Annotated in this window: 1 protein-coding gene; it reads right to left on the bottom strand. The window is 36.7% G+C overall.

What is annotated here, in order from left to right; genetic code table 11:
• Window positions 1-4406 (bottom strand): LamG domain-containing protein (locus tag KKA81_17625; GenBank protein ID MBU2652751.1); only part of this gene is annotated, 4406 nt, incomplete at its 3' end.
• Window positions 4407-4487: the final 81 nt, after the last annotated feature.

The raw sequence follows: 4487 nt of genomic DNA, 5'->3' as shown, positions 1-4487 counted from the left end.
GCTATCAAATATGAAGGTAGCTCACCTGAGCCATCAGAACTCAAAGGAGAATCTCCAATCTCTACACTATTATTCTTTACGATAAAATCTGTTGAAGCTAATAAACCAGTCAAAACATATGTTGCATTATTTGTACTTATACTTGAAGAATCATTCCATACCACATAAGCATTAGTCCAATTTTCTTTTATTGTCTTATTGACATTTACAGATTTATTTATAGAATATAATGTATTGACAGTAACACCACCGAAAGTTGCCGTCACATTCGTACCATCAGCACTATTAATCCCGCAACTATAGAGAGTCTTATTCGAACATCTGAATATAGTACCATTACCACCCTCGGCAGCAAAATCAGGACCTAATCCACCAGACACATTCACGCTTCCCGTATGCGTACCAACACCATAAAAGATAGCAATCCTACCACCTGCACCACCACCACTATCAATAGCTTGATTACCACCCATACCACCATACGCGGAAAGATTACCAGCACCTGAAAAATTATCAGCTTTTATATAGATAGAACCACCAGAACCACCACCAGAACTCCATCCAAGAGCTCCATAACCATTCCCACCATTTACATTTATCTCACCATTAAACTCAAAACTATCATTCACATTTAATATTACTAAACCTCCTCCATAACCTCCAGCCTTATCAGGGTTAGGTGTCGTCGCATTACCTCCACCACTCCCAAAATTTCTTGGCGCTAACATACTACCATAAGCACTACCAGCAGCACTTACACTAGCACCACCGTCTCCCCCGTGACCAGCTCCACCAGCACCATTAGCAGCATCACCACCTTGACCTGGACCAGTCGTTGCAGGGTAACCTTTAGCATCAACACTAAAATTACTACTAGAATCAACACTCAAATTCAATACAGACCAATTTACATTTGCATTAACAGCAGTGCTTTGTAAATTCAAAATATTTGGATTATTAACATCAGCATACTGCATTATATTACTGGTAGTTAGAGTAGATGAAACAAAAGTCAACGACTGGCCAGATAATTTCAAAGTAATATTGTTACTAGCAGTTATGCTCAAAGCATCATAAATCTTAGAAGTCAATTGAGATCTATTCAACAATACAGAACCGTTAGCTTCAATAGTTGTACTGTTAGCTAAAAAATCATCACCATACAGATAGACATCATCACAATCAACGCCACCATTACCAGAATTTTTAATATTAACATTAGTCAAATTTAAAGTATTAGCAATAGTCATATTGAAATCATAACTTGTACTATAACAAGTAATACTAACTCCATCCATTCTCACAAAATCAGTAGCATTAAATTGAACAGACTGATTCAACCTTATGGTAGCACTATATATAGTAATATTTTCATAATTAGCATTCTGTGTAAACTCCCAACCTTCTGAAACAGTAAGAGTATTATAATTTTTATTTATGAAAGCCAACGTGCCCGGAGCACCATCAGTTGCAATACCTGGCCCAGTTCCTCCGGTAACCTTACTTTCATCATATGTTATATCTTGAATAGTGTTAAAGTATACAACAATTCTACCACCAGAACCACCACCACCATCATCAGCTTGGTCACCACCATTGCCACCTCTCGCTGTAAAGTTACCAAAACCTTTCAATGTTGAAGTGTTAACAAAGATGGAACCACCAGAACCACCACCACCACCTCTTCCTAATTTACTCTCACCAGTTTCACCATTAGCAACAATTGTTCCATTCAAATATAATATATCTGAAATATTAATATATACTGCACCACCACCAGAACCACCAGCTGCTAATCCACCACCTGTACCATTACCACCACCACTACCTAATTCTGTTGGTATCAAAGCATCACCATAATGCGTTCCACCTGCAGCACTTTGAGAACTAATTCCACCAACTGCACCATAACCACCACCACCACCACTGTTTGAAGCATCAGTACCTTGTCCAGGACCAGTGGTTGCAATATAACCATACTCTGAAGTGTTCATAGAACCGCCGTCTTCAATAGTCAGATTAGCAGCTTGTATTTGTATATAAGATCCTTTAGTTGCAGTATCAACCCTTAACTGCCCAGTAGAAGTTATGTAAACAGAATTACAAATCAAATTATCAGTTATCGTCTGCGTATCAGAGATAATCCAATTACCAAAATCAGTATCACCTGTACAGTTAGGATAATTATTTCCTTGCAATATAGTTATATTATTACTACACTTTTCTATACCATCACCATAACCATCATTAGGTGTTATACAAGCAGTCCAATTTTCATCAGGAGAAGTCTCAGAACTAAGTATAAGATCAGTCCTATTCTGATAGATAGCCAAGATCTGATTTTCAGATAAAGATTTATTATATATCATCACCTCATCAATAGAACCATTAAAATAAGCCTGCGCAGCAACACTCTTAGCAATAGCTATTGGCCTAATCTGAGTATCATATAAGGATGTCAATGCAGGAGGCGTCGCATCATCACCAACACCATTCACATAAACCTGTATTGCAGTACCATTCCATGTACCAGCAACATGATACCAAGCACTCATGTTAGGAATCTCGGTAGTACCGGTAGCATACACACAACTTCCAATAGTACCATCAGCACAAGCGATAAACCTTGCATTATGATCCCTTATCTGCAACGTCCAAGACCTATCATCTGATGTAGAATAATATTTGCTTACAATCTCACCATCACCATCAGGCCCAGCTAAATTCTTTGTCTTAATCCAGGCCATCACAGTAAACTCACCCATATTACTGAAATTTATCCCTGTCTGAGTATTAGTCACATTAATATAATCATCAACACCATCAAACTCGAAAGCACCATAACCATCATAACCTCCCGTACGATTGAAAACTGCTCCGTTCTTAACACTTCCATCAAAAGAATAACCCGAATAATCTTTGACAATAATACTATCAGTAGAACCATTCTCAAAAGGCATATTTAAAACATGTAATGAAGTACCATTTAATTTCCAATTAATTATATTCTTAACAGTATCATCATCATTGGTATCAAAAGTTGAAATATTATATACAGTCAAATTATCGGAAGATAAATTATTACCACTAGTTGAATTCAATATAGGCGTATCATGTGTCGGAGCAAAGTTGCTCGATGTAAAATTACCATCAAACTCTATAGTATTGTTTGATGAATCGTTGATATAGATTGTGTAATTGACCAGACCAGTAAAAGAGACGTTTGTATCAACACTTAACGTATAGTAGCCCTCTACCAACGTTAAGAACCCACGGAAGAACTCGGCGCCTCCCTTAATGGTCTGCCAAATAATCACGAAAACTGAAGAAATATCATTATCACCAGGAGTAACTGAAACATTGAACGTAATATTATCTCCCCTTTCAAATGGAACTGTTGCATTAACAACAGCACCCGACTCATTGTAAGCTGTAACATTATTCACACTTTGCAATGAACCATACTTTATAGTAATATTATGGAACTCTTGATCAGTATCATTGAAATTGACTTTATACATCAAATATTGTGATGGTAGTAACGAAGAAATATCACAATAGGCAAAATTGGTACAAGTCAACGTAAATGGATCATCAACACAATTTATATCATCACACGCTGCCAAAGAGATGTTTACTTCTGTTCCACCATAACCCCAACTCAAATTAGACCAGAAGACTGTTGTTCCCATATCTCTAACAGAAGAGTTATAGTAGGCTGAAATATTTGTACCGACGATATCCACATACCCTGTAGTTAAATTAACAAAAGTGTTGTTATGCTGCCCCAAATCCCAATTGGTGAATGTGAAGTTTGTACTATTCACTGCTCTTACATTATCTGTTGATTTTGCCTCACAATTATAGATATAGGGTCTATCAATCAAAGTTTTAACTGGCAAGAAATCAGACAAGTTTCTAGTCCACTGGCTACTGTTAGTCGTTCCAGAAATGTCAGTAGTTCCATTTGATATGAACAAACCATTCAAATCATGCCACAAGGTGATATTATCTAAAGTCAACCCATAACCTGCCGCACTGCAATTGAATATAATATTATTAAAATTAATAGTGTTATTATTCTGTTCAGGCCGATTCAAATTCACAACCATTACACTATTAGATGAAAAATTCCCATCAAGCATACTTGTAGAATTTGTAGAATCATTTGAATATATCGTGAAATTAACCAACTTACCACCAAAAGATTCATTTATCACTACATCCAATGTCCAATAATCTTCGATTAGAGTTAACAATCCTCTGAAATATTCTGTGCCCCCTTTGATAGTATCCCAGATGATAATGAATACTGAAGACACAGGATTATCTGTCTGCAATACAGAAACATTAACTGTGATATTTGACCCGCCAGGTAAAATCTCAAAGGGTATTGACGAATTCACAATGGACGGTGTTGAATTATATATAGTAACATTATTTATCGAAGGTGGATCTGCATATTCCTCAACCCTTATCTCATGAGG

Source organism: Bacteroidota bacterium, from assembly GCA_018831055.1.
Classification (GTDB): Bacteria; Bacteroidota; Bacteroidia; order Bacteroidales; family B18-G4; genus M55B132.
This window is presented reverse-complemented; position numbering and strand designations above follow the sequence as displayed.